General features: G+C 70.4%; 24 protein-coding genes, 1 pseudogene and 1 riboswitch. Of the genes and pseudogenes, 9 read left to right on the forward strand and 16 right to left on the reverse strand.

Features of this window, described 5'->3' with window-relative positions; all coding sequences use genetic code 11:
• Positions 1-56: 56 nt before the first annotated feature.
• Entirely contained in the window at positions 57-1,718 is a 1,662-nt protein-coding gene (locus ACR2FV_RS12500) for a sodium:solute symporter family transporter (protein WP_434016021.1), read from the reverse strand.
• Complete coding sequence (locus ACR2FV_RS12505; RefSeq protein WP_434016022.1) at positions 1,718-2,158, reverse strand: universal stress protein; 441 nt, start codon at positions 2,156-2,158, stop codon at positions 1,718-1,720. Before ACR2FV_RS12505 ends, ACR2FV_RS12500 begins: the two co-directional genes overlap by 1 nt.
• Before the next feature lie 129 nt (positions 2,159-2,287).
• Between ACR2FV_RS12505 and ACR2FV_RS12510 the strand changes: the two genes are divergently transcribed.
• Both ACR2FV_RS12510 and groL read left to right on the forward strand, forming a co-directional pair.
• Positions 2,288-3,124: an MBL fold metallo-hydrolase gene (locus tag ACR2FV_RS12510; protein ID WP_434016023.1), complete on the forward strand. Its 837-nt coding sequence runs from the start codon at positions 2,288-2,290 to the stop codon at positions 3,122-3,124.
• A 217-nt stretch (positions 3,125-3,341) separates the two neighbouring features.
• Positions 3,342-4,976 carry a chaperonin GroEL gene (groL, locus tag ACR2FV_RS12515; RefSeq protein WP_434016024.1) on the forward strand — a complete coding sequence of 545 codons (1,635 nt, stop codon included), beginning with the start codon at positions 3,342-3,344 and terminating at the stop codon, positions 4,974-4,976.
• 91 nt (positions 4,977-5,067) lie between these two features.
• On the opposite strand, the gene ACR2FV_RS12520 is transcribed toward groL, so the two are convergent.
• Positions 5,068-5,364, reverse strand: coding sequence for a WXG100 family type VII secretion target (locus tag ACR2FV_RS12520; RefSeq protein ID WP_434016025.1), 297 nt, complete (start codon positions 5,362-5,364; stop codon positions 5,068-5,070).
• Positions 5,365-5,510: 146 nt separating this feature from the next.
• Between ACR2FV_RS12520 and ACR2FV_RS12525 the strand changes: the two genes are divergently transcribed.
• A complete protein-coding gene (locus ACR2FV_RS12525) occupies positions 5,511-6,290 on the forward strand; it encodes a DUF4031 domain-containing protein (RefSeq protein ID WP_434016026.1) in 780 nt (259 codons plus the stop codon).
• On the opposite strand, the gene ACR2FV_RS12530 is transcribed toward ACR2FV_RS12525, so the two are convergent.
• From ACR2FV_RS12530 to ACR2FV_RS12580, 11 genes are all read right to left on the reverse strand, one after another.
• Positions 6,280-6,984, reverse strand: coding sequence for an HD domain-containing protein (locus ACR2FV_RS12530; RefSeq protein ID WP_434016027.1), 705 nt, complete (start codon positions 6,982-6,984; stop codon positions 6,280-6,282). The genes ACR2FV_RS12525 and ACR2FV_RS12530 overlap by 11 nt on opposite strands.
• Entirely contained in the window at positions 6,960-7,364 is a 405-nt protein-coding gene (locus ACR2FV_RS12535; protein ID WP_434016028.1) for a hypothetical protein, read from the reverse strand. The genes ACR2FV_RS12530 and ACR2FV_RS12535 overlap by 25 nt, the downstream gene beginning before the upstream one ends.
• Positions 7,365-7,476: 112 nt before the next feature.
• Positions 7,477-7,974, reverse strand: a complete 498-nt coding sequence (locus ACR2FV_RS12540) for a hypothetical protein (RefSeq protein ID WP_434016029.1) — start codon at positions 7,972-7,974, stop codon at positions 7,477-7,479.
• Between the two features lie 151 nt (positions 7,975-8,125).
• A complete protein-coding gene (locus ACR2FV_RS12545; RefSeq protein WP_434016030.1) occupies positions 8,126-10,189 on the reverse strand; it encodes a HelD family protein in 2,064 nt (687 codons plus the stop codon).
• 65 nt (positions 10,190-10,254) lie between these two features.
• Positions 10,255-11,391 carry a S1C family serine protease gene (locus ACR2FV_RS12550; protein WP_434016031.1) on the reverse strand — a complete coding sequence of 379 codons (1,137 nt, stop codon included), beginning with the start codon at positions 11,389-11,391 and terminating at the stop codon, positions 10,255-10,257.
• A 112-nt stretch (positions 11,392-11,503) separates the two neighbouring features.
• A complete protein-coding gene (locus tag ACR2FV_RS12555) occupies positions 11,504-13,003 on the reverse strand; it encodes a sensor histidine kinase (RefSeq protein ID WP_434016032.1) in 1,500 nt (499 codons plus the stop codon).
• Between the two features lie 10 nt (positions 13,004-13,013).
• The gene (locus tag ACR2FV_RS12560) at positions 13,014-13,733 is read right to left on the reverse strand and encodes a response regulator transcription factor (protein WP_434016033.1); all 720 of its coding nucleotides are present in this window, start codon (positions 13,731-13,733) and stop codon (positions 13,014-13,016) included.
• 90 nt (positions 13,734-13,823) lie between these two features.
• Entirely contained in the window at positions 13,824-14,534 is a 711-nt protein-coding gene (locus ACR2FV_RS12565) for an HAD family hydrolase (RefSeq protein WP_434016034.1), read from the reverse strand.
• A gap of 14 nt (positions 14,535-14,548) precedes the next feature.
• Positions 14,549-16,252 carry a DNA repair helicase XPB gene (locus ACR2FV_RS12570; protein WP_434016035.1) on the reverse strand — a complete coding sequence of 568 codons (1,704 nt, stop codon included), beginning with the start codon at positions 16,250-16,252 and terminating at the stop codon, positions 14,549-14,551.
• Positions 16,253-16,350: 98 nt separating this feature from the next.
• The gene (locus ACR2FV_RS12575) at positions 16,351-16,791 is read right to left on the reverse strand and encodes a PIN domain-containing protein (protein ID WP_434016036.1); all 441 of its coding nucleotides are present in this window, start codon (positions 16,789-16,791) and stop codon (positions 16,351-16,353) included.
• Complete coding sequence (locus tag ACR2FV_RS12580) at positions 16,757-16,990, reverse strand: AbrB/MazE/SpoVT family DNA-binding domain-containing protein (protein ID WP_434016037.1); 234 nt, start codon at positions 16,988-16,990, stop codon at positions 16,757-16,759. Before ACR2FV_RS12580 ends, ACR2FV_RS12575 begins: the two co-directional genes overlap by 35 nt.
• Before the next feature lie 138 nt (positions 16,991-17,128).
• On the opposite strand from ACR2FV_RS12580, the gene ACR2FV_RS12585 reads away from it, so the two are divergent.
• From ACR2FV_RS12585 to ribH, 5 genes are all read left to right on the forward strand, one after another.
• On the forward strand, positions 17,129-18,307 hold the full coding sequence (locus tag ACR2FV_RS12585) for an RtcB family protein (protein ID WP_434016038.1): 1,179 nt from the start codon (positions 17,129-17,131) through the stop codon (positions 18,305-18,307).
• Positions 18,308-18,436: 129 nt separating this feature from the next.
• Positions 18,437-18,565, forward strand: a riboswitch (FMN riboswitch).
• Between the two features lie 159 nt (positions 18,566-18,724).
• A complete protein-coding gene (ribD, locus tag ACR2FV_RS12590; protein WP_434016039.1) occupies positions 18,725-19,810 on the forward strand; it encodes a bifunctional diaminohydroxyphosphoribosylaminopyrimidine deaminase/5-amino-6-(5-phosphoribosylamino)uracil reductase RibD in 1,086 nt (361 codons plus the stop codon).
• Between the two features lie 2 nt (positions 19,811-19,812).
• Complete coding sequence (locus tag ACR2FV_RS12595; RefSeq protein ID WP_434016040.1) at positions 19,813-20,415, forward strand: riboflavin synthase; 603 nt, start codon at positions 19,813-19,815, stop codon at positions 20,413-20,415.
• A complete protein-coding gene (gene ribB / locus ACR2FV_RS12600; RefSeq protein ID WP_434016041.1) occupies positions 20,408-21,049 on the forward strand; it encodes a 3,4-dihydroxy-2-butanone-4-phosphate synthase in 642 nt (213 codons plus the stop codon). The genes ACR2FV_RS12595 and ribB overlap by 8 nt, the downstream gene beginning before the upstream one ends.
• Positions 21,046-21,516: a 6,7-dimethyl-8-ribityllumazine synthase gene (gene ribH, locus ACR2FV_RS12605; protein ID WP_434016042.1), complete on the forward strand. Its 471-nt coding sequence runs from the start codon at positions 21,046-21,048 to the stop codon at positions 21,514-21,516. Before ribB ends, ribH begins: the two co-directional genes overlap by 4 nt.
• 10 nt (positions 21,517-21,526) lie before the next feature.
• On the opposite strand, the gene ACR2FV_RS12610 is transcribed toward ribH, so the two are convergent.
• Entirely contained in the window at positions 21,527-22,219 is a 693-nt protein-coding gene (locus ACR2FV_RS12610; protein ID WP_434016043.1) for a F510_1955 family glycosylhydrolase, read from the reverse strand.
• A gap of 285 nt (positions 22,220-22,504) precedes the next feature.
• A complete protein-coding gene (locus tag ACR2FV_RS12615) occupies positions 22,505-23,314 on the reverse strand; it encodes a SurA N-terminal domain-containing protein (protein ID WP_434016044.1) in 810 nt (269 codons plus the stop codon).
• A gap of 86 nt (positions 23,315-23,400) precedes the next feature.
• On the opposite strand from ACR2FV_RS12615, the pseudogene ACR2FV_RS12620 reads away from it, so the two are divergent.
• Positions 23,401-23,785, forward strand: a pseudogene (locus ACR2FV_RS12620) (hydroxymethylglutaryl-CoA lyase); the annotation flags it as partial.

The following is a 23,785-nucleotide window of genomic DNA, read 5'->3' on the forward strand; positions in this document are numbered from 1 at the left end:
CCCCAGGGGTGCCGGCCGCTGCTGTCAGGCTCGGTGAAGGCGTGCCTGCCCGAGGGTCAGGCGAACCAGACCACCAGCACAGCCGTCAGCACCAACATCAGGATGGTCAGCAGCCGGTAGTTGACCAGCACCGGGGTGTCCTTCAGGGCCACGGTCTCCTCGTGCCAGTACTCGTTCTTCCAGGTCAGCTCGTCGGTCTTCTCCAAGTCCGGGGTCTTGCCCACGATGCTGACGATGACGAGCATCGCGACCGAGACCGCGAAGCCGATCCCTGCGGCATACAGGAACTGGATGGTCGGCTCCTCCGGCAGCACCTGAGTGAAGACGAACGCCACCAGGCCCAGCGGCTGGATGATCACCAGGGTGAGGAATGCGGCCAGACCGTTGACCCGCTTCCAGGCGATGCCCAGGAGGAACACGGCCACCACCGGCGGCACCAGGAACGACAGCACCGACTGCAGGTAGTTGTAGAGGGTGTCGAACTGGGCGATGAACGGCGCCCAGACGATGGCCACGACCAGGGCCACGACGGTGGAGACCCGCCCGACGAGGACGAGGCTACGATCACTGGTGTCGGGCCGGTATGTCTTGACAAAGTCCATCGTGACGATGGTGGAGGCCGAGTTCAGGATCGAGTCCACGGTCGAGGTGATGGCCGCAATGACGGCGGCCAGGATGATTCCGCGCACACCCACCGGCACCAGGTCGAAGACCAGCGTCGGGAACACCGTGTCGGGGTTCTCCAGCTCCTCGTAGAGGGTGAGCGCCATGACGCCCGGCATGATGAACAGGAACAGGAAGGTCAGCTTGATGAAGCCGGCCAGCAGTGCGCCCCAGCGTCCGTGATCCAGGCTCTTGGCGCCCAGGGTCCGCTGCACCACGAGCTGGTTGGTCGTCCAGTAGTACAACCCGATGATGAGCACACCCGTGAGGAGCCCAGGCCACGGCAGCGCGTCGTTGTCCGCAGGCAGGATCAGACTCATCTTCTCGTCGCCGGCGGTCTCGTAGAGCGCGTCCCACGAGGGGATCGCGCGCCAGGTGGCGATGAAGACGATGAGACCACCGATGATGGTGACCGTCGCCTGGATGCTGTCGGAGATCATCACCGCACCCAGACCGCCCACGACCGTGTAGATCGCCGCCAAAATGGCCAGGGCGGCCACGGCGACGATGATCGGGACCTCGGGGTAGAGGGTGCGGATCACCACGGCGCCCGCGAACAGCGCTGCGGCCATGTCGATGAACATGTTGGCGAAGAGGTTGAAGGCGGCGAACGCCATCCGGGACCGGCGGTCGAAGCGCTTCTCGAGGAACTCCGGGAGCGTGAACACCCCGGAGCGCAGGTAGAACGGCAGGATGAAGAAGATGAACACGGCCAGGATGACGGGGGTCATCCACTCGTAGGCGAAGATCGAGATGCCCTGGTTGTAGGCGCCGCCGGCCAGACCCACGAAGGTCGCACCCGACATGTTGGTGGCCACCAGCGACAGGCCGACGAAGGGCCAGATGAAGTTGCGCCCGCCGAGGAAGTAGTCCTCGGTCTCGCTGGTCTCCTTGCCGGACTCCTTGGCCGCGGCGTGCGCCTTCTTCTTGGCTCGGGACCCGGCGACCAGCGGGATGATCCGGCTGGCGACCAGATAGACGAGGATCACCGTCAGGTCGAGTGCGCCGACCTCGAAGTCCGGGATCTCGCGCGTCTGCATGGGGAGTGTCATCATCACTTGTCCTTCCTCACCACGAGAACCGGGCAGGGCGCGTGTCGCACCACGCCCTCGGCGTCATTGCCCAGCAGGACGCGCTTGAAGGCGTTGAGCCCCCGGCTGCCCAGCACGATCAGGTCGGCCCCGATCTCGTCACGCAGCCGCAGGATCTCATCGGTCGCCCGGCCCATCCTCAGATAGCTCTGGGTGGGGGTCATCTGCGCTGCCTCGAACTTCGCCACCTGCTCGTCAAGCACGACCTGGCTGGCCGCCCGGAGGCGCTCACGCTGGTCCCTGTTCATGGCGTCCGGATTGGTCCACGCCGACACGAGCCCGACGTGCACGACGTGCAGCTCTGCTGAGGTGTGCCCCAGCAGGTCGACCGTATGGTGAAGCGCTAGATCGGACTCCACTGAGCCGTCCGCGGCAAACAGGATCCGGTGCGGGAACTGCGACATGAACTCTCCTTTGAGCGTGGACTTGACGCCGCGGAACACACTCGCACAGAACGATCGAACCGGCGACTTGTAGCGGTCCCGCTCGCGGTGGGGTGACTGTGTGCAGTACGCACGACATACAGTCGGACTATGTCCAAGGTGACGTGGCAGGAGGTGGCTGCTGGGGTATTCGTCCGTCGTCATCCCGAGCTGGAGCTCAATTGCGGTCTGGTGGTGGGGGACCGCCGCGCACTGGTCGTCGACACCCGCAGCACGATGGCGCGCGGGGAGGAGCTCGCCGCAGCGGTGCGTGAGGTCACGCACTTGGAGCCGGTCGTGGTCAACACGCACGCCCACTACGACCACTGTTTCGGCAACGCGGCGTTCAGGGACTCCCAGATCTACGCCCACGCGGGCGCCGCCGACGACCTGCGCGCCACGGCGGAGCACCAGCGGGAGCAGGTGATGGCACACCTGCTGCTCACCGGGCGTCCCGAGCTCGCCGAGCAGACCCAGCAGACCGAGATCGTGGTGCCCTTCTATCTCATCGACTCCGACACCGAGATCGATCTCGGTGGCCGCACGGTCCACCTGCTCTACGGCGGTCGGGCGCACACCGACCACGACCTTGCGGTCGCGGTGCCGGACGCCGGGGTCGTCTTCTGGGGTGATCTGGTGGAGCAGGGCGCCGACCCGGCCATGGAGGACGCCTTCCCGCTGGAATGGGCGCAGACCCTCGGGTCGCTGATGGACCGGCCCCAGGTGCACGGGGCGCAGATCGCGGTCCCCGGTCATGGCGAGGTGGTGGACGCCGACTTCGTGCTGACCCAGGCGGAGATGCTGGAGCGGCTGGCGCGCACCCTGGAGGAGGCCCGCCGACGCGGCGTGCGCGACCTCGACGCCCTAGCGGCCGAGTGCCGGGGGTTGGGTCTGCAGGAGGCCACCGTGCGCGACGCCGCGATGCGGGTGCTGGAGGCAGCGAGCTGAGCGGCGGCGGGTCGAGGCGACCGGCATTTGCACTCGCAGGGGTCGAGTGCTAATCATTGGTCTAGCACTCTCGGCATGAGAGTGACAGATAGGACCATCGACCGGCCTGTTGAGGGCCCACTGCCCGGGGCGACGTGAGCCCCGGTGGAGCGGGTTCGTCCGTCGCGGGCGACAGGACGGTCGCCACCCCGTTCAGCGTGTGGGAGGAACCACCCGAATGGCCAAGATCATTGCATTCGACGAGGAGGCGCGCCGCGGCTTGGAGAGGGGTATGAACACCCTCGCCGATGCCGTCAAGGTGACCCTCGGCCCCCGAGGCCGCAACGTCGTCCTGGAGAAGAAATGGGGTGCGCCCACCATCACCAACGACGGTGTGAGCATCGCCAAGGAGATCGAGCTGGAGGACCCCTACGAGAAGATCGGCGCCGAGCTGGTCAAGGAGGTCGCCAAGAAGACCGACGACGTCGCCGGTGACGGCACGACGACGGCCACCGTGCTGGCCCAGGCCATGGTGCGCGAGGGTCTGCGCAACGTCGCCGCCGGCGCCAACCCGATGTCGCTCAAGCGCGGCATCGAGAAGGCCGTCGATGCGGTCACCACCGAGCTGCTGGGCATGGCCAAGGACGTGGAGACCAAGGAGCAGATCGCGCAGAGCGCGTCCATCTCCGCGGCCGACACCGAGATCGGCGAGATGATCGCCGAGGCCATGGACAAGGTCGGCAACGAAGGTGTCATCACCGTCGAGGAGTCCAACACCTTCGGCCTGGAGCTGGAGCTCACCGAGGGTATGCGGTTCGACAAGGGCTACATCTCGCCCTACTTCGTCACCGACACCGACCGCATGGAGACCGTCCTGGAGGACGCCTACGTGCTCATCGTCAACTCCAAGATCGGCGCGATCAAGGACATGCTCCCGGTGCTGGAGAAGGTCATGCAGTCCGGCAAGCCGCTGATGATCATCTCCGAGGACGTCGAGGGCGAGGCCCTGGCGACCCTGGTGGTCAACAAGATCCGCGGCAACTTCAAGTCCGTGGCCGTCAAGGCTCCCGGCTTCGGTGACCGCCGCAAGGCCATGCTCGGCGACATCGCCATCCTGACCGGTGGTCAGGTCATCTCCGAGGAGGTCGGGCTCAAGCTCGACACCGCGGACCTGGACCTGCTGGGCAAGGCCCGCAAGGTGGTCGTCACCAAGGACGAGACGACCATCGTCGAGGGTGCCGGCGACGCCGACCAGATCGCCGGCCGGGTCTCCCAGATCCGCAAGGAGATCGAGAACAGCGACTCCGACTACGACAAGGAGAAGCTGCAGGAGCGGCTGGCCAAGCTGGCCGGTGGCGTCGCTGTCATCAAGGCCGGCGCCGCGACCGAGGTCGAGCTCAAGGAGCGCAAGCACCGCATCGAGGACGCCGTGCGCAACGCCAAGGCGGCCGTCGAGGAGGGCATCGTCGCCGGTGGCGGTGTGGCGCTCATCCAGGCCGCGTCGGCCTTCGACGGTCTCAACCTGACCGGCGACGAGGCCACCGGAGCCAACATCGTCAAGGTGGCCGTCGAGGCGCCGCTGAAGCAGATCGCGATCAACGGCGGTCTGGAGGGCGGCGTCGTGGCCGAGAAGGTGCGCCACCTCACCCCCGGACACGGCCTCAACGCGGCCACCGGCGAGTACGGCGACATGCTCGGCTTCGGTGTCGCCGACCCGGTCAAGGTGACCCGCTCGGCGCTGCAGAACGCCGCGTCCATCGCTGCACTGTTCTTGACCACCGAGGCGGTCATCGCCGACAAGCCGGAGAAGGCACCGGCCATGCCCGGCGGTGGCGACGGCGGCATGGGTGGCATGGGCGGCATGGACTTCTAGATCCGGTCCGCACGCCTGCCGAACGCTCAGCGGGGCGGTCTCCCTCCGGGGAGGCCGCCCCGCTGTGGGCTGCGCTGCGCAGGGGGCCGGGTCACTGCGGGGTGAAACGCATCCGGTTGGTCTGCTCCACCAGCTCGTAGTCGTCACCCGCCGTCTTGAGGGTCGTCGAGATCTGCTGCAGCGAGACGCGCACCCGCTCCTGGGTGGCGCTCCAGTCCTGGGTCACCGCGGCGAAGCTGCCGGCCGCGGACCCGTGCCAGCAGTCCTGCAGGGCGTTGAGCTTGGCCATCATCGCGCGCACCTCGCTCTCGATCGAGCCGGCGATGCGCTGGATGTCACCCGACGCTGCTGCGATGCGCGCGGTGTCGACGCTGAATGTGGTGCTCATGGGGCCTCCCGGTGTCGTCCTGTGGGCAGTGGCCGGACGGCCAACCCGTGCCCCGACGCTAGGGCGCCGGACGCCCAGCCCGCAGAAGTTGTCCACAACCCTCCATGACCACCCCGCGGTCGGTGCCGGCCGCTACGCTCACCCCTGTGGCCATCTGGATCGACGTGCCGACCTGGCCGGCGCACGGACGGCTCTGGTCGCACGTCATCAGCGACACCTCACTGACCGAGCTGCACGCCTTCGCCGACCGTGCCGGCATCCCCCGCCGCTCGTTCGAGGGGGACCATTACGACGTCCCCGCCGAGCGGCATACCGACGTGGTCGCCGCAGGCGCTGTGCTCACCCACGGCACCGACCTGGCTCGCCGGCTGCGGGACAGCGGTCTGCGGTTCCGCAAACGCAAGGGTGAGCGACCGCTGGGCCGGTATGCCGACGCGCTGGTCGCCGTGGGCGGGCCGCACCGCCTCGACGTGATCGCCTCCCCGTTGGAGCCCCCCGCGCGGTCGGGCGCGTCGGTCGTGCTGATCACCGACGGCGGCCACATCGTCCTGGTACGCAACCTGACCCGGCCCGGCTGGGCGCCGCCGGGCGGCAAGCGCGAGGAGGGCGAGAGTGTGCGGGTCGCCGCTGTCCGGGAGATCGCCGAGGAGACCGGTCTGCGGCTCGACCAGGCCGCCCTGATCCCTGTCGGCTACGAGCGGATCACCATCGCGCCGGGTCAGCAGGTCCCGCCCTGGGACGAGGGGGACAACCACATCGCCGTCTTCGCCGCGCACGTCGCGCAGCGGCCGCCGGTCTGCGCGCAGGACGGGGACGACGACGTGGTGGAAGCGCAGTGGGTCACCTGGGAGGAGGCCAAGGTCCGGTGTGGTGACCAACCGTGGTGGTCACTGGTCGAGCACTTCCTCGGCTCGCTCACTCGCTGACCTGTGCCGAGGAGAGCATGGCCAGCGCTGCCAGCTCCCGGGACACGTTGGCCCTGGCCCGCGCCTCCCAACTCCCGATGGCGTGCGGACAGCGATAGAGCCAGGGCCGTTGCATCAGGCTCCGCAGGATCGCCGCGCGCGCGTGGGCGAAGGCGGTGTCCGGCACGTGCGCGTACTCCTGGCGCACCTGCTCGGCATACTGCTCGTAGCGTGCGCGCGGGGCGGACAGGATCCACAGGTCGGCGTCGTGGAAGGCGTCCAGCACGCCCTGCCGGGCGGGTGAGGCCTCGATGTCGGCGTCGTGCTCGACCGTCATCAGCACCAGCGCCTCGACGGCGTCGACCACGTCGTCGTCGACGCCGAGGCGGTGCAGGTGGTCTCGAGCCAGGGTCGCGCTGCGGTGCTCGTTGCTGCCCGCGGCGGCCCGCGGGTCGTAGGCCAGGTCGTGGTACCACGCCGCGAGCCGCGCGATCCGGGCGTCATCCACGCTCAGGTCACCCGCGGTCACCAGGTCGTCGAGGGCTCGCACCATCTCGCTGAGATGCTCCAGCGTGTGATATCGGCGATGCGGGGTGCTCCACCCGGCGACCAGCAGATCGAGCTCGGCACCCCACAGGTCCGGACCCGCCTCGGGCGTCAGGACGGCCAGGTCGACCCCCCAGCGCTCGGTCAGGCTGCGCGCCGGCTCAGCCACAGCTCACGGAGTCGGTCGTCGCCCTTGCCCAGCGGGGTCTGCACCACTCGCGTGTCGTTGAGCACCACAGCCAGCCGGGAGACGAACTCGCCCGGGGGCTGCGCGCTGACGTCGTGGACCAGGCCCCAGGGGATGGTGGCGGTGTGCGAGAGGCCGGTGCGCAGCTCCATCCCCTCCTCGTCGACCACGACGGCCTGCCGGTGGGCGCGGTAGGCGGCCCCGAGCCCGAACAGCGCCCAGACGATGCCGAACGGCCACACCCACCAGCTGCCGTTGTCGATGATGCTGCTCAGCAGCCACAGCACAGCCAGCACCGCCTGGGCTCCCCAGGCCACCAGGGCGACGCGGGTCGTGCCGGGTCGCAGGCGGGTGCGCTGCATCGGTGCTCCTTGCCGAACGGGGTCCTTCGAGGCTACGGCACCTGGCTGAACGGCCGCGCAGCCGCACCTGAGGGCGGGCTGCGCGGCCGTGGGGGGATGGCGTGACCGGCGCTCAGCCGAAGGGCAGCGCGTCCCGGGTGCTCTGGCCGATGTCGGAGGCCAGGCCCCTGGCGGAGGAGCTGACGCTCCTGGCCGTGGACTTCGCAGCTCCGAGTGCGCCCTGGGTCGCCAAGGTGATCCCGGCACCGACCATCCAGATGTCCTTGGCGAAGGCCAGACCGTCCTGGGTCGGTCGGATGCCGTCGTCCATGGTCATGCCGGGCAGCTTGAGGTACATCCCGAACAGTGCCCCGCCGAACGCGGCCAGCCCGGTGCCGGCGACGGTGGAGGGGACCATGGGGGCCAGCAGTGCCGTGCCCAGGGCGATCTCGCCGTAGGCCAGCAGCTCGGCGAAGTCCTTGGGCTTCATGTCCTCCAGGAAGGGGTAGGCGGTGGAGGCCGTGCCGTGCAGGGTCTGCGCGGTCTCCTCGTCGGCGCCGAGCTTGCCCAGGCCGGAGTTGAGGATGAACGCGCCGGTGGCCAGGCGCAGCGGAATGTGCGTGGGGTGCATGTGCATCTCCTCGTGGATGACGTTCGGTCGGCGGGGCCAACTGCGCCCGCACCCTGATCATCTCCATCTCAGGCCGCAGATGCCACTTCGGGCAGGTCAGGGAGTGTCGCCGGGCCGCAGAACGCAGCATCCCGGCTCGGGCTCCCCCGGGTCACCGGTGGGACGGGTCCGCCCGGAGCGGTTCGGGCAACGGCTCGGCGTGCAGCACGGTGAGCCCGGAGACGGCGCGGGTCAGCACGACATACAGCCGGCGCAGCCCGGTGCGCTCGTCCGGCTCGGCGGCGACGATGGCGGCCGGTTCGACCACGATGACCTGGTCGAACTCCAGCCCCTTGGCCAGCGTGGCGGGCACCACCTGGACCCGAGGCGGGGAGCCGGGCAGCTCCTCGTCGTGGGTGTCACCCAGCCGCAGGTATGCCGTGTCGCTCGCCTGGAGTGCCGCGGTCACGGCGGGGACGTCACGCTCCGCCACGATCACCCCGATCGTCCCGGGGTGCACCGACACCCTCGTGATCTCCGGTGCCACCGCCGTGATCGCCTCGGGCACCGCGTGCACATCGAGGCGCCCCGGGTCGTCGCGCACCGACCGGGGCACGCTCAGTGCCGGCGCGATCGTCGGCAGCAGCCGGGCGGCGTAGTCGAGCACGGCTCTCGGCACCCGGAAGCCGCGGTCCAGCGCTTCCAGGTGCGCGTCCACGGCACCCAGGTGGGTCAGCGACTCCTCCCACGAGGTCGTCGACCACGGCGTCGTGCCCTGGGCGATGTCGCCGAGCACGGTCATCGACCCGGTCGAGGCCCGGCGACCGACCGCACGCAGCTGCATGGGCGACAGGTCCTGCGCCTCGTCCAGCACGATGTGGCCCAGGCTCGGGGTGCGCTGGACCAGGTCGGTCAGCTCGTCGAGCAGCACGGCATCGGCGGGCGTCCACCGGGCGCTGCCGGGACTCCTGGGTGTCCGCTGCCATATCAGCGCCCGCTGCTCGTCCTCGCTGAGCAGGTCGCCGGCCGCGGCCGCCAAGGTCTGCGGCGACGACCACAGCCCGCACAGCACGCGGGGCGGGTCGACGGGGGGCCAGATGTTCTTGGCGTGGGCCCGCACCGGGGCGCTGCGGGCGATCGCGTCCTGCACCCGGTCGTCCGGGCTGTCGCCGCTGCGCTCCATCCGCAGCAGCACCGCGTGGGCGAGCCGCCGCGGCAGCATCGCCTGTGCCGCGGCATACCGCACCGAGCGGGCGCACAGCTCCTCCACGATCTCGGTCACCTCGTAGGCCGGGACCCGCCAGGTCCGCGACCCCCTCGGCAGCACCAGCGGCTCGGTCACCGCACCCACGCCCGCCCAGACGGCGCGGCGCAGCACCTGGGCCATCCGCGCGTCGCCCTTGAGCACCGCCACCGTGGGCGGGTCCTGAGCGCGCACCTGCACCGCTGCGGTCAGCTCATCGATCGTGGTGTGTCGCACGCTGACCTCGCCGAGGGAGGGCAGCACCGCGCCGACGTGTTCCAGGAATGTGCGGCTGGGCCCGATGACCAGCACTCCGCTACGGGCGAGCCGCTCGCGGTAGGCGTAGAGCAGCCACGCCGCCCGGTGCAGCCCGACCGCCGTCTTGCCGGTGCCCGGCGCGCCCTGCACGCAGACCGTCCGGCTCACCTCGGAGCGCACGATCTCGTCCTGCTCCGGCTGGATGGTGGCCACGATGTCGCGCATCGGTCCGGAGCGCGGGCGCTCAATCTCGGTGGCCAGAATTTTGCTGTGCCCGGTCGCGTCGCCGGCCTGGGGAGCGGTGAGGTGCTCGTCCTCGTATGCCGTGAGCTCACCGCCCTCGACACCGAACCGTCGGCGCAGCCGGACCCCCATCGGCGCGGCCGGGGAGGCGCGGTAGAACGCGGTGGACACCTGGGCCCGCCAGTCCACGACCACCGGGTCTCCGGCGCCCTCGGAGACATGCCGACGCCCGACATACCACCGGGTCGGCCCGTCGCCCTCGCCGTCGCGCGTCGCCATGTCCAGCCGCCCGAAGAACAGGCTCGTGGACCGGTCGTCGCTCAGCGCGGCGGCCCGGAGCCGTAGCAACCCGGCGAGGTGCTCCTCGGCGATCTGGTCACCGCCGCGGGCCTCGAGCGACAGGGTGTGCTCGCGCATCCGAGCCAGCTCGGCGCGGGCGTGGGTGAGGTAGGCCTGCTCGGCCATCAGCTCGTGAGCAGGGTCGATCGACATGAGGGCGCACCTCGGGAGCGGGTATGTCGTGGGGGGCCCGCGATCCTACCGCACCCCTCGATTGCTCAGCCCTCGTCGGGGCGGGTGTCCAACGTGACGGTGAACTCTTGGCGCTCGCCCCCACGGACGACCCCGACGGTGACCTCGTCGCCGATCCCGCGCTCACGCACCTGACCGACCAGGGCCTCGGCGCTGGGGACCCGCTCGCCGTCGATGTCGACGATCAGGTCGCCGTCCTGCATGCCCGCACCCGCGGCCGGTGAGCCACCCTCGACCTGCGTCACCGCAGCCCCGGTCAGCGTGGCGCCGTCGACGGTGGCCTCGTCGTCCTGCAGACCGACGCCGAGGAACGCGTGCTCCGCGGAGCCGGTCTGGATCAGCTGCCCGACGATGTTGTCGACCGAGCTCATCGGGATGGCGAAGCCGATGCCGATGCTCCCGCCCTGGCCGGTGGGACCGGTGGACAGCGAGGCGATGGCCGAGTTGATGCCGATCAGCCGCCCGGAGGCGTCGACGAGGGCACCGCCGGAGTTGCCGGGGTTGATCGCGGCGCTGGTCTGGATGGCGTTGGTGACCACTGCCGTGGGTGCGCCCTGGGCGCCCTGTTCGGTGGACTGCGTGCTCACCGGGCGGTCCAGCGCGCTGATGATGCCGGTGGTGACGGTGCCGGACAGGCCCAGCGGGTTGCCGATCGCCATGACCGGGGCGGCCACGGCCAGGTCGTCGACGGCACCGTGCTCGATCGGGCTGAGGTCGCCCGGACCGTCGTCGAGGCTCAGCACTGCCAGGTCGGTGGCCGGGTCGGACCCGGTGACCTGTGCGGCATACGAGCGACCGTCCGCCAGCGTGACCCGCACCTCCTGGGCGCCCTGCACGACGTGCGCGTTGGTGACGATGTGCCCGTCGCTGTCCCAGACCACCCCGGAGCCGGCCCCGGCACCCTGGGACGAGGCCACCTCGATGGACACCACGCTTGGGCCGACCCGGTCGGCGACGCTGCTCCACTCTTCGCTGGAGGTGAAGGAGGCGGGCTCGGCCGGCGTGGAGCCGGCCTGCCCACCCGGCTCCACCACGGTCGGGCCCGGGTCCTGCGCCGCCGTGGTCACGGCATACGTGCCCCCGGAGGCGAGCAGGGCGGCGAGCAGACCGACGGCCGTGATGTCGGCCAGCCGGGTGTGTCGGGTGCTGGCGCGGGGTGCCATGGATGCCTCCTGGGGCGGTGCAGCGGTATGCCGTGGATCACGGGCACCCTCTTAGGAGACACCATCGTCCTCGGGCGGGCCTGGGGGAGGGCTGTGAGTCTGCTGGACGGGGTCAGCGGGGCGAGAAGCCCACCGGTGCCGGGGCCTTGAGGCCCGAGGAGGCGCGGCTGCGCACCGGCAGCTCCAACCGGAAGGTCGCGCCGCCGCCAGGGGTCGGCTGGTGCCGCACCGTGCCGCCGTGGCGGGCCACGATGGTGGCGACGATGGCCAGACCGAGGCCGGTGCCGCCGCGCTCGCGGCTGCGGGAGGCGTCGGCGCGGTAGAACCGCTCGAACACCCGCTCGGCGGTGCCCGGGTCGATCCCGGCTCCGTGGTCGCGCACCTCGACGACGCACTGTGCCGCCTGGACGCCGACACACACCTCGATGGGCGTGCCGTCGGGGGTGTGCGCGACGGCGTTGGCCACGAGGTTGGTCAGCACCTGCCGCAGTGCGCCGTCGTCCCCCACGGTGAGCGGGCCGCCGCTGCCGCCCGGCAGTGGTTGCATCCGGACCGAGCGGTCCGGGGCCCGCACCCGGGCGTCCTGCACCACGTCGGCGACCAGGACGGTGAGGTCGACCGGCTCGTGCTCGAGTCCCGGCGCGGTGTCCCAGCGGGTGAGCAGGAGCAGGTCCTCCACCAGGCGGGTCATCCGGGTGGCTTCGTTCTCGATGCGGGTCATCGCCCCGGCCACGTCCTTGGGGTCGGTGACCGCCCCGGCACGGTAGAGCTCGGCATACCCCCGGACCGTCGCGAGCGGGGTGCGCAGCTCGTGGCTCGCGTCGGCGACGAACTGGCGCATCCGCCGCTCGGAGGCCTCACGCACCGCGAAGCCCTGCTCGATGCGGGCGAGCATGGCGTTGAGCGAGTGCGACAGCGAGGCCACCTCGTCGTCGGCGCCCGGGTCGGGTACGCGCCGGGTCAGGTCGCCGGCAGCGATGCCGGCGGCGGTGTCCTCGATCCGGGACAGCGGCCGGAAGGCCCGGCGCACGGCCAGCCACCCGAGCAGCGCCACCGCGGCCAGCGTCACCAGTCCCACGACAGAGGTGAGCACCCACAGCTGGTTGACGGTGTTGTCCACGGGGGCCAGGGGCAGCGCAATGGCGATCGTCCCGTCCCCCGTGGAGAGTCGTTGGGCCAGCACCCGCCACGAAGATCCCTGGTCGGAGGTGACGGTGAAGGCGCCGTCACCCAGCCGCCGATCATCCCAGCCGATCGGACCCAACGCAGGGCGGTCCTCCCCGATCATGGGTGTGGCCAACGGGATCGCGGTCGTCTCGGCGTCCCGGAGGGTGATCACCACGAAGTAGTTCTGTCGCGGGACGTTGGGACGTTGGACGCTGTTCTCCGTCAGGCTGGTGACGGCGGCGTCGCTGATCGCCGGGAGGTACTGCTGCAGCTCGGCGTCGACCCGGTCGGTGAGGTAGCCGCGCAACAGCATCGTGGTCACGCTCGTGGTGATCAGGTAGGCCACCAGGACCATCAGGACGACCACGGCCACCAGCCGCTTGGTCAACGACAGGGCGTGCAGATGGCGGTATGCCGACCTCTTCAGAGCACGGATCCGGCTCATCCGATCGATCCTACGGGTTGTGCGGTCCTGCGCCGCGGGGGGCGCGCAAGACGTAGCCGACGCCGCGCTTGGTGTGGATCAGCGGCTCGCCCACGGTGTCGATCTTGCGCCGCAGGTAGGAGATGTAGGACTCGACGATGCCCATCTCGCCGCGGAAGTCGTAGTCCCAGACGTGGTCCAGGATCTGGGTCTTGGACAGCACCCGGCCGGGGTTGAGCATCAGGTAGCGCAACAGCTTGAACTCGGTGGGGGAGACGTCGATCACCTGACCGGCCCGGCGGACCTCGTGGCTGTCCTCGTCGAGCTCCAGGTCGGCCACCCGCATCACGGTGTCCTCCTCGGGCTCCACCTCGTGGGTGCGGCGCAGCACGGCGCGAATGCGGGCCACGACCTCCTCGAGGCTGAACGGCTTGGTGACGTAGTCGTCGCCGCCGACGGTCAGCCCCTTGACCTTGTCGTCCAAGGAGTCCCGGGCGGTCAGGAAGACCACCGGCAGCTCGCGCCCCCGCTCGCGCAGGCGTCGGGTCACCGTGAAGCCGTCCATGTCGGGGAGCATCACGTCGAGCACTGCCAGGTCCGGGTCGTGCTCGTCGGCCAGGCGCAGCGCCGTCGCACCGTCGGGCGCGGTGTGCACGGAGAAGCCGGCGAACTTCAGGCTGGTGGCGAGCAGGTCGCGGATGTTGGGCTCGTCCTCCACGACCAGCAGGGTGGCCTCTGGTGATGCGTTCATACTCCCAGTGTCCACCCTTGACTGGGAATTTCCTGAATGTCCGCTGATCGAGGGCGTCGGTCCTGTCGAGGATCCGGTGAGCCGGAGACGTCAGTGCGGCAGCGGGGGGTCCGGATCCTCGGCGCCCTCCGGCGGCTCACGGCGCACCAGGTCGTCCCAGTCGGCGTCAATGAGGTCCTCCGGGCCGTTGACCACGAGCACCGCGCCGGACTGCTCCAGCTCCTGGACTCCGTAGCCGCCGGAGCGGACCACCACGCACGGCGCACCCATCCGGGCGGCCGAGGCCACGTCATACGGCGTGTCTCCGACCAGCACCGCGCCGGTGCCGGAGACCCCGTCCAGGGCCACCTGCAGGATGCTGGGCTGCGGCTTGGACTCCTGCGCGTCCTCGGAGGTGGTGACCGTGCCCAGGACCCCCTCGGGAAGGTCGAGCAGCTCGATGACGTGGTCGGTGAACGGCTTCTTGCCTGAGGAGGCCAGCGCGACCTTCAGGCCCCGCTCGTGCAGCGCCAGCACGAAGTCGCGCGCCCCCTGCAGCAGGTGGATCTCCGGCAGCATCTGCTCGTACTCCTGCGCCCACTGCTCGCGCAGCGTGTCGCCGAGGTCGTCCTCCACCCCCTGACCGGCCACCATCGGCACCAGCTTGTCGCCGCCCATCCCGATGCACCGGTGGATGTGCCACAACGGGGGTGCGAGATCGTGCTTGGCGAAGGCCCGGGACCAGGCCAGGGCGTGGTGGTATGTCGTGTCGGCCAAGGTGCCGTCGACGTCGAGCAGGACGGTGTCGCGTGCAGAAGTCACCGGGTCTGTCTACCTCACCCGCCGGCCGGTGTCACATCCAGCTGGTCGAGGTCGTCGGCGTCGACGATGCGGTAGGCGTAGCCCTGCTCGGCGAGGAAGCGCTGGCGGTGCGCGGCGAACTCGGCGTCGACGGTGTCGCGGGACACGACGGTGTAGAAGTGCGCGGTCCGGCCATCACCCTTGGGACGCAGCACCCGGCCGAGGCGCTGGGCCTCCTCCTGCCGGGAGCCGAACGTGCCCGACACCTGGATTGCCACCGAGGCCTCGGGCAGGTCGATGGAGAAGTTGGCCACCTTGCTGACCACGAGCAGGTCGATCTCGCCTTCGCGGAACGCCCCGAACAGCTCCTGCCGCTCGGTGACGCTGGTCTCGCCGGTGATCAGCGGAGCCCCCAGCTTGTCGGACAGCTGCGCCAGCTGATCCAGGTACTGACCGATCACCAGGGTCGGCTGCCCTCGATGGGTCTGGACGAGCTGCTCGACGACCGCCGTCTTGGCTGCGGCGCAGGAGGCGGACCGGTAGCGCTCGTCGGGCTCGGCCACGGCATACGCCATCCGGACGGCGTCGGGCAGGCTGACCCGCACCTCGACACAGTCGGCGGGCGCGATGTAGCCCTGGGTCTCGATGTCCTTCCACGGCGCGTCGAAGCGCTTGGGGCCGATCAGGGAGAACACGTCGGACTCCCGGCCGTCCTCGCGCACCAGGGTCGCGGTCAGCCCTAGCCGGCGGCGGGCCTGCAGGTCGGCGGTCATCCGGAAGATCGGGGCCGGCAGCAGGTGCACCTCGTCGTAGACGATCAGCCCCCAGTCGCGGGCGTCGAGCAGGTCCAGGTGGGGATAGATGCCTTTGCGTTTCAGCGTGAGCACCTGGTAGGTCGCAATGGTCACCGGGCGGACCTGCTTGCGGGCCCCGGAGTACTCACCGATCTCGTCCTCGGTGAGTGAGGTGCGGGCGAGCAGCTCCTCGCGCCACTGCCGGGCCGCGACGGTGTTGGTGACCAGGATCAGCGTGGTGGTGCCCGAGCGGGCCATCGCGGCAGCGCCGACCAGGGTCTTGCCGGCGCCACAGGGCAGCACCACGACGCCGGACCCGCCGTGCCAGAAGCCCTCGACCGCCTGCTCCTGGTAGGGGCGCAGTGACCAGCCGTCCTGCGCCAGGGCTATCGGGTGCTTCTCGCCGTCGACATACCCGGCCAGGTCCTCGGCGGGCCAGCCGACCTTGAGCAGCTCCTGCTTGAGGTGGCCGCGCTCGGAGGGGTGGACGGTGACCGTGTCGGCGTCGATGCGGTCCCCGACGAGGGGGCGGATCCGCTTGTGCCGCAGCACCTCGGCGAGCACGGCGCGGTCGGTGGTGCGCAGCACCAGCATGGACGCAGCGGTCACCCCCTCAGCACCTGCGTCGTCGCCGGATGGGCGCTCGAGCCGGTCCAGCGTGAGCCGCCCGTAGCGGGCCATCGTCTCCGCGACGTCGACCAGCAACGCGTGCGGCACGGGGTAGCGGCTGTGCGACACGAGAGCATCGACCACCTGCTCGGCGTCGTGGCCCGCGGCGCGTGCGTTCCACAGGCCCAGCGGGGTCACCCGGTAGGTGTGGATGTGCTCCGGTGCCCGCTCCAGCTCGGCGAACGGCGCCACCGCACGGCGGGCCGCCTCGGCGTCGGGGTGGTCGACCTCGAGCAGAAGGGTCTTGTCGGACTGGACGATCAGTGAGCCGGTCATCGGGCAGGCAACGATACCGGTCGCCCCCGCCATTCCCGGCCGCCGACCGTTGCGCGCGCGCCCGGACCATTCGCGGGGCAGGGTGGAGCGCACAACGGTCAGCGCAGGAGCTCGAAGCGGACTCCCATGGCCCGGTAGGTCGCCTGGGCCCTCTGGTCGGTGCTGATGAGAGTCCGGTCGTGATGCAGGGCTGCTGCGGCGACCAGGGCGTCGTAGACGGCACCACCGGTGATCGAGCGCTCGACCAGAGCATCGAGGAATGCAACCGTCCCCCTGCCGTCGAACGGCAGCACCTCTGGGAAGTTGACCTGGATCAACCGGGCTGCAGCCTCGGGGCTCAGTCTGCGTGGGGGAGGCATCCGGGTGAGCACCGAGTACGTCTCGAATCGCGCGTGACCGGCCAGCCCGAGGTGTGCACCCCGGAGGCGTTCGATGAGTCCGGCCTGCACCGGATGGTCACTCGTGACCGAGGCGATGGCCGCGCTCGTGTCGAGCGCGAGGTTCTCAGCGTTGGTCGGCAAGGCGCAGGGCGCGGACATCGGCGGTGCTCAGCGGGTCGCCGCCTTCGGGCAGCATCAGGAAGCCGTCGCGCTCGACCAGCTGATCTGTGGTCAGCGGCTGCACCTGTAGGGCGGCTCCCACGACGTTGATCTCCACTGCGCCAGGGGACAAGCCGATCTCATCGCGCAGAGCCTTCGGGATGACGACTCGCCCCGCCTTGTCGATGGTCGTCTGCATACCATGAACGTACCATGCTATTGGCCGGGCCAGTGGTAGCCCCTGAGGCGACGTACTCACTCGCGCGATAACCCATCGTCGAAGCGACCAAAGATCGGTAGGGTCAGCGCTCACTCCGCATCGCAAGGAGGTCCTGGCGTGCCCAGACGGAAGCTCACGAAGCGGCTCATCAGCTGGGCCTCCATCCTGGACCCCCAGACAGAGCGGCAGGCCACGCTGGCCTCAATGCTGCCCTTCGTCTTTCCGCACATCGCGCTGATGCCTGACGCACACGTGGGCAAGGGCGCGACTGTCGGCTCGGTCATCCCCACCCAGGGCGCGATCATCCCGGCGGCCGTGGGTGTCGACATCGGCTGCGGCATGGACGCCGTGCGCACGCAGTTCACCGGTGCCCGGCTCCGTGCCAGCGGGTCGCTCGGCTCGCTGCGCCAGTCCGTCGAGCGGGCCGTGCCGTTGTCGGCCGGCGTCTACAACACTGCCCTCACCGCGACCGCCGCGAGATGGGTGGAGTCGCTGGAGGAGCTGGCGGACCAGGCCGAGTTCGAGCCCGATGACATCGTCGGAAACTGGCGGCTGCAGCTAGGCTCGCTGGGCTCGGGCAACCACTTCATCGAGATCTCGGTCGACGAGCAGGACCGGGTCTGGACCTTCCTGCACTCCGGGTCCCGCGGTGTCGGCAACCGCATCGCCGCCCGGCACATCGAGGTCGCCCAGCGGCTGTGCCGGCAGTGGTGGATCGACCTGCCCGACCCCGACCTGGCCTACCTGGTCGAGGGCACGCAGGAGTTCTGGGCCTACATCCGGCAGCTCCGCTGGGCTCAGCAGTTTGCCCGGCTCAACCGGGCCGAGATGATGGACCGGGTGCTGGATGCCGTCTCCGTGTTCGTCGGCGAGACCATCCAGCGGGAGCAGGAGGTGTCCTGCCATCACAACTACACCGAGCAGGAGATGCACTGGGGCCGCGAGGTCTGGGTGTCGCGCAAGGGCGCGATTGATGCCGCCGAGGGCGTGTGGGGACTCATCCCCGGATCGATGGGGACGCGGTCGTATGTCGTGCAGGGCAAGGGCGACGCCGTGTCGTTGCGCAGTGCTCCGCACGGGGCGGGCCGGCAGCACTCTCGCTCCTCGGCACGGCGGACGTTCACCCAGGCGGAGCTCGCCCAGGCGATGAGCGGGATCGAGTGGTCCGGCTCTGCGAGGTTCCTGGACGAGATACCGGCCGCCTACAAGCCGATCGACGTGGTGTTGGACGACGCTGCCGACCTGGTCGTGATCCGCCATACCCTCTCCCAGATCGTGAACGTCAAGGGCGACTGAGGCAGCCGAGTCCGGTCGAGACAGCCGCACAGCATTGCGCGGCATTGCATGCATTGCGCCGTGTCCGTCCACGGCGCGATGTATCTGATCCCGCGCAGTGCGCCCGGTCGGCTAGCATGATCACAGCAGTACGCGCTCCGGGGTCGGTGCAACTCCGAACCGGCGGTGACAGTCCGCGACCCGACCGCATCCAGCGGCCGGTTGACCTGGTGGAACTCCAGGACCGACGGTGAAAGTCCGGATGGTAGGCAGCGCGGGATCCGCACCAGCGGGTCCAGGTCACGGCTGACGTGACCGGCGGTGCCTGTGGCGTCGTCGGAGCACCCTCGTTCGTGACCGTGCCGGACCATCGGTGTCCGCCCCGGAGCTCGACCGACGAGCGAGCAGTAGGGCGATGAGCACGATGAGGTCAGGGTGATGAGCGCCCAGCCGCACCACCCCGTGGGCAGCCCGGGGGGCACCCGCACGACAAGTGGTCGCGTCGCCGACCGCGACACCACGATGCTTCGGCTGGCCGTCGACCGCGCGCTGCGCGGACCCGAGGTGGACCCCAACCCCAGGGTCGGCGCCGTGATCGTCGCGGCCGACGGACAGGTCGCAGGCGCGGGTCATCACCGCGGTGCCGGCAGTCCGCACGCCGAGGTCGTCGCCCTCCGGCAGGCCGGTGACCTCGCCGCCGGCGGCACGGCATACGTCAGCCTGGAGCCGTGCGCCCACCACGGGCGGACCCCGCCGTGCACCACCGCGCTCACCGATGCAGGCATCGCCCGGCTGGTGTATGCCGTCGCTGACCCCGACCCGCGCGCCGCCGGTGGCGCTCAACTCCTGGCAGAGAAGGGCGTCGAGGTGCAGCACCTGGCGATGCCGGAGGCGACCGAGGTGCTGCGGCACTGGACCTTCGCGGTGGCGCAGGATCGGCCGTTCGTGACCTGGAAGACGGCCACCACGCTCGACGGCCGGGTCGCCGCCGCCGATGGCAGCAGCGCCTGGATCACTTCGTCGCAGGCGCGGGAGGACGTGCACGACCTGCGGGCCCGGTGCGGCGCGATCGTGGTCGGCACCGGCACCGCCCTGGCCGACGACCCGTCGCTGACCGCTCGACTCCCCGACGGCACGTTGCGCGACCAGCAGCCCCTGCGGGTGGTCGTGGGGGAGCGCGAGCTGGGCGACACCGCCCAGCTGCGCGACGACGCCGCGCCCACCGTGCACCTCACCGACCGGGACCCGCGCAGCGTGCTGAGCGAGCTGCATACCCGGTGCATCCGGCGGGTGCTGCTCGAAGGCGGCCCCACGCTGGCCGCGGCATGGTGGCGGGCCGGGGTGGTCGACGAGGTCGTGGCCTACCTCGCGCCCGCCCTGCTCGGCACCGGCCCCGGGGCGGTCGCAGACCTGGGCATCACCACCATGGCCGGCATCGCCCGGCTGCACATCGACGACGTGACGCGGGTCGGGCCCGACGTCCGGATCACCGCACACCCCGTCCGCGCGCAGGAAGAGGAGTAGAGATGTTCACCGGAATAGTGGAGGAGCTCGGCGAGGTGGTCGACATCACCGAGCACGCCGAGTCCTCCGTGCTGCGCATCCGCGGGCCCCTGGTCACCGGCGACGCCGGTCACGGCGACTCGATCGCAGTCAACGGCGTCTGCCTGACGCTCACCGCGTGGGGCGACGGCGAGTTCAGCACCGACGTGATGGCCGAGACGCTGCGCGCCTCCGCGGTCGGCGACCTGCGCCTCGGCTCCCCGGTCAACCTGGAGCGCGCGCTGCGCAGTGACGGGCGGTTCGGCGGGCACGTTGTGCAGGGCCACGTCGACACCACCACCGAGGTCGTGTCGCGCGAGCCGGGCGACCGGTGGGAGGCGGTGACCTTCGCCCTCCCGCGCTCCATCGCCCGGTATGTCGTGCACAAGGGCTCGATCACCCTCGACGGGGTCTCGCTGACCGTGTCGGCGCTGAGCGACCAGACGTTCGCGGTGTCGCTGATCCCGACCACGCTGGAGCTGACCACGCTGGGCCGGCGAGCGGTCGGCGACCGGGTCAACGTGGAGGTCGACGTGCTCGCGAAGTACGTCGAGCGGCTGCTGAGCAGGGGGGCCAGCGATGTCTGAGCTGCCCATGACGTCTGAGCTGATCGCCGACGCCCTGCAGGCGCTGCGCGACGGACGGCCTGTGCTGGTGCTGGACGACCTCGACCGGGAGAACGAGGGTGATGTGATCCTTGCCGCGCAGACCATCACGCCGGCGTGGATGGGGTGGACGATCCGGCACAGCTCGGGCTACGTCTGTGTCCCCATGCCCGATGAGTGGGCCGACCGGCTGGAGCTGCCGCCGATGGTGGCGCTCAACGAGGACCCGCGGCGGACGGCATACACAGTCACCGTCGACGCCGCCTCGGGGATCGGCACCGGGATCAGCGCCACCGACCGCGCGCACACGGTCGCGCTGCTGGGTTCGCCGGGGACCACCGCGGCCGACCTGATCCGCCCCGGTCACCTGGTGCCGCTGCGGGCCCGGCCCGGCGGGGTGCTGGAGCGCGTCGGGCACACCGAGACGGCCGTCGACCTGTGCCGACTGGCCGGGCTGAGCCCCGTCGCGGCCATCGGCGAGCTGGTCGACGACGAGGGTGAGATGCTGCGCGGCGAGGCGGTGCGGGTGCTGGGTAAGGAACACGGGCTGCCGGTGCTGACCGTGGCCGACGTGGTCGCGCATCGGCGCGAGATCGAGGACAGGATGGGCTCATGAGTGGCAGCGGCGCACCCCAGGTGCGGGTCGACGGCACCGGGATGCGGGTGGCCGTGGTCTCCGCGTCGTGGCATGACGAGGTGATGGTGGGGCTGCGTGCCGGAGCCGACCGGGCGCTCGCGCAGGCCGGGGTCGACCTGGTCGACTGGGTGCGGGTGCCGGGCAGCTTCGAGCTGCCGGTGGCCTGCGCGCGGCTGGCCCGCGACGCGAGGTATGACGCGCTGGTCGCCCTGGGCGTGGTGGTCCGCGGCGGCACCCCGCACTTCGACTACGTGTGCCAGGCAGCCACGCAAGGGTTGACCGACGTGACGGTGAGCACCGGCATACCGATCGGTTTCGGGGTGCTGACCTGCGACGACGAGCAACAGGCTCTTGACCGGGCCGGCCTGGAGGGGTCGCAGGAGGACAAGGGTCACGAGGCTGCCACCGCGGCGTTGGCCACCGCGCTGGTGCTGCGCGGCTACTGACCTCTCCCGCTCACAGCGGGATGACGATGACCTCGTCCTGCGTGGCGAGCAGGGCCTCGAGCTGCTCGCCCTCGAGGCTCGCGGAGAAGGCGACGACATCGGCCGCCGGCGCCTCACCTCGGGCTTCGAAGGTCGACGCGCCGTCCGTGCTCACCATGATCCGGCCGTCCACGCTGAGGCCGACCACGGTGTCGGGGTCCGCCCAGTCGGCGTAGACCATCAGCGGGGCATCGGTCACGACCTCCCACGTGTCCCCCTGGTCGGGGCTGCGCTGCAGACCGCTCTCCGTCGTGATCAGCGCGACCTGTCCGTCGGGGGACAGCGCGACATCGGCGATCGGCTCGGGAAGGGTTGCCTCATCCCAGGTCGTGCCGTCCTGCGTGCGCCGCAGCGCCCCGTCATAGCCGATCACCGCGGATGGACTGGCCGTGAGGGAGTGGAAGTCGGACTCCCCGCCTCGTGAGACCTCCGCCCAGGTCCGCCCGGCGTCGACTGAGCGGATCAGCCCCATCGGCTCGGCGAGCTCGACGTCCGGACCGGGGTGCCCCGACGCCACGAACTCGCCGGGCCCGGCGACGGCGAAGCCCATGAAGTCCATCACCGGGCTGACCAGCTCGGGCTCCGCGGTGGCGTAGGAGAACAAGCCTTCGTGCGTCCCGACATACAGCGTGCCGTCGGCCGGGTCGCGCGCGAGGCCGTGCACGTGGCTGCCGGCGGCGGGTATGTCGTGACGGCGGCTTCGTCATCCGGAGACCCGCCCCCCGCCTGGGCCGAAGCGTCCGGCGAGCCGGTCTGGGCGGATGCAACGGTGCCTGCGCTGTCGGGCGTGTCGTCGGCACCGCAGGCCGCCACCACCGTGGCCGTGAGCATGGCGATGCCGAGCATCTTGAGGCGGGTAGGGCGAATCACCCCACTACCGTATGTACGTTTGCCCGGTCCGTCGGATCGGGGCATCAGTCGTGGTGCGTCATCGATCGCTGCGAACGGATCACAGGTTGACGGTGATGTCTGCGTCGGCGCGCAGCTTCTCCAGGATGGCGTCGATGGCCTCGGACTCCTGCTGCTGAGTCAGCTGCTGGGTGAGCTGCGGCTTGACCTCCTCGAACGCCGGCAGTCCGGAGCCGCCGCCGGACTCCGCTCCGGACTCGGCTCCGCCACCGGCCTGCTGCTGGGCCAGGGAGTCATAGAGCTCGCGCAGCTCCTGCTCGGTCGGCTCCTTGATCGCCGCCTCCTGGGTGATGAACTGGTCGACCTTGAGCTGGTCGCTCACCGCGGCCCGGGCCTCTTCCTCGGTGAAGCCCTGCTCCTCGAGCACGGTCAGGAACTCCTCGACCGTGGCCACGCCGTTGCCCGCAGCCAGCTCTTCGAGGGTGGCGTCGACCTCTTTGGTGCTGGGGTCGATCTTGGCCTTGTCCGCGGCCTGGATCAGCAGCACGTTGCCCACCATGTTGTCGACGGTCTGCTGCTTGAGCTGGTCCTGGTCGACCTCCTGCCCGGTGGCCTGGGACTGGGCCGCCATCTGCTGGAACTGGCCCTCGTAGGCATTGACGAAGTCCTCGCGGGGGATCTCCTCCCCGTTGACGTCCGCCACGACCTCGGGCACGCCGGCGAGGTCGGGCTCGGGTGCAGCTGCCGCGCCCGGTGCGCCGGGACCCGCGCTGGTCTCCGCGGCCGCGTCGCTGGTCTGTGTCTGTGCGGCGTCGTCGCCCGAGGAGTCGGACCCCCCGCACGCGGCAAGGCCGGTCAGCGCGACGGCTGCCGCCAGGCTGACGAGCACGTTCTTGGTGTTCTTGGGCATGCTGCTCCCTCGATGTCGGAAGTCCGGGACGCTAACACGCGTCGGTCGGTGCTCCATACAGTCTGTTGCCAGCGAACACTCAGGGTATGGCGGATGGCAGGGTATGCAGTATGTCGCTGCCGATGGTGGAGCCGCGGGCCGGGATGCCGGAGCGGATCACGATCTATGAGGTGGGCCCCCGGGACGGGCTGCAGAACGAGTCCTCGGTGGTGCCGACCGAGGTCAAGGCTGACTTCATACGTCGCCTCGTGGCCGCCGGTCTGGAGACCGTGGAGGTCACGTCCTTCGTCCCGCAGCGCTGGGTGCCCCAGCTCGGCGACGCCGCGGAGCTCATCGAAGTGCTCGGCCCCGCGGGGCTGGGCCGCCGGCGGCCAGTGCTGGTGTCCAACAAGCGTGGACTGGAACGGGCCCCGGAGGACGGAGTGTCGTCGGTCGGGGGGTTCGGCAACGCCCCCAAAACACTCTCCCACA

It is taken from the genome of Ornithinimicrobium sp. (assembly GCF_051004135.1).
In the GTDB taxonomy this organism is placed as follows: domain Bacteria; phylum Actinomycetota; class Actinomycetes; order Actinomycetales; family Dermatophilaceae; genus Ornithinicoccus.

What these genes read in the sequence shown, in the direction of transcription:
- ACR2FV_RS12500 (WP_434016021.1), bottom strand. Translation starts at nt 1,718, where the DNA reads ATGATGACACTCCCCATGCAGACGCGCGAGATCCCGGACTTCGAGGTC.
- ACR2FV_RS12505 (WP_434016022.1), bottom strand. Translation starts at nt 2,158, where the DNA reads ATGTCGCAGTTCCCGCACCGGATCCTGTTTGCCGCGGACGGCTCAGTG.
- ACR2FV_RS12510 (WP_434016023.1), top strand. Translation starts at nt 2,288, where the DNA reads ATGTCCAAGGTGACGTGGCAGGAGGTGGCTGCTGGGGTATTCGTCCGT.
- groL (WP_434016024.1), top strand. Translation starts at nt 3,342, where the DNA reads ATGGCCAAGATCATTGCATTCGACGAGGAGGCGCGCCGCGGCTTGGAG.
- ACR2FV_RS12520 (WP_434016025.1), bottom strand. Translation starts at nt 5,364, where the DNA reads ATGAGCACCACATTCAGCGTCGACACCGCGCGCATCGCAGCAGCGTCG.
- ACR2FV_RS12535 (WP_434016028.1), bottom strand. Translation starts at nt 7,364, where the DNA reads ATGCAGCGCACCCGCCTGCGACCCGGCACGACCCGCGTCGCCCTGGTG.
- ACR2FV_RS12540 (WP_434016029.1), bottom strand. Translation starts at nt 7,974, where the DNA reads ATGCACCCCACGCACATTCCGCTGCGCCTGGCCACCGGCGCGTTCATC.
- ACR2FV_RS12545 (WP_434016030.1), bottom strand. Translation starts at nt 10,189, where the DNA reads ATGTCGATCGACCCTGCTCACGAGCTGATGGCCGAGCAGGCCTACCTC.
- ACR2FV_RS12550 (WP_434016031.1), bottom strand. Translation starts at nt 11,391, where the DNA reads ATGGCACCCCGCGCCAGCACCCGACACACCCGGCTGGCCGACATCACG.
- ACR2FV_RS12555 (WP_434016032.1), bottom strand. Translation starts at nt 13,003, where the DNA reads ATGAGCCGGATCCGTGCTCTGAAGAGGTCGGCATACCGCCATCTGCAC.
- ACR2FV_RS12560 (WP_434016033.1), bottom strand. Translation starts at nt 13,733, where the DNA reads ATGAACGCATCACCAGAGGCCACCCTGCTGGTCGTGGAGGACGAGCCC.
- ACR2FV_RS12570 (WP_434016035.1), bottom strand. Translation starts at nt 16,252, where the DNA reads ATGACCGGCTCACTGATCGTCCAGTCCGACAAGACCCTTCTGCTCGAG.
- ACR2FV_RS12575 (WP_434016036.1), bottom strand. Translation starts at nt 16,791, where the DNA reads ATGTCCGCGCCCTGCGCCTTGCCGACCAACGCTGAGAACCTCGCGCTC.
- ACR2FV_RS12580 (WP_434016037.1), bottom strand. Translation starts at nt 16,990, where the DNA reads ATGCAGACGACCATCGACAAGGCGGGGCGAGTCGTCATCCCGAAGGCT.
- ribD (WP_434016039.1), top strand. Translation starts at nt 18,725, where the DNA reads ATGAGCGCCCAGCCGCACCACCCCGTGGGCAGCCCGGGGGGCACCCGC.
- ACR2FV_RS12595 (WP_434016040.1), top strand. Translation starts at nt 19,813, where the DNA reads ATGTTCACCGGAATAGTGGAGGAGCTCGGCGAGGTGGTCGACATCACC.
- ribB (WP_434016041.1), top strand. Translation starts at nt 20,408, where the DNA reads ATGTCTGAGCTGCCCATGACGTCTGAGCTGATCGCCGACGCCCTGCAG.
- ribH (WP_434016042.1), top strand. Translation starts at nt 21,046, where the DNA reads ATGAGTGGCAGCGGCGCACCCCAGGTGCGGGTCGACGGCACCGGGATG.
- ACR2FV_RS12615 (WP_434016044.1), bottom strand. Translation starts at nt 23,314, where the DNA reads ATGCCCAAGAACACCAAGAACGTGCTCGTCAGCCTGGCGGCAGCCGTC.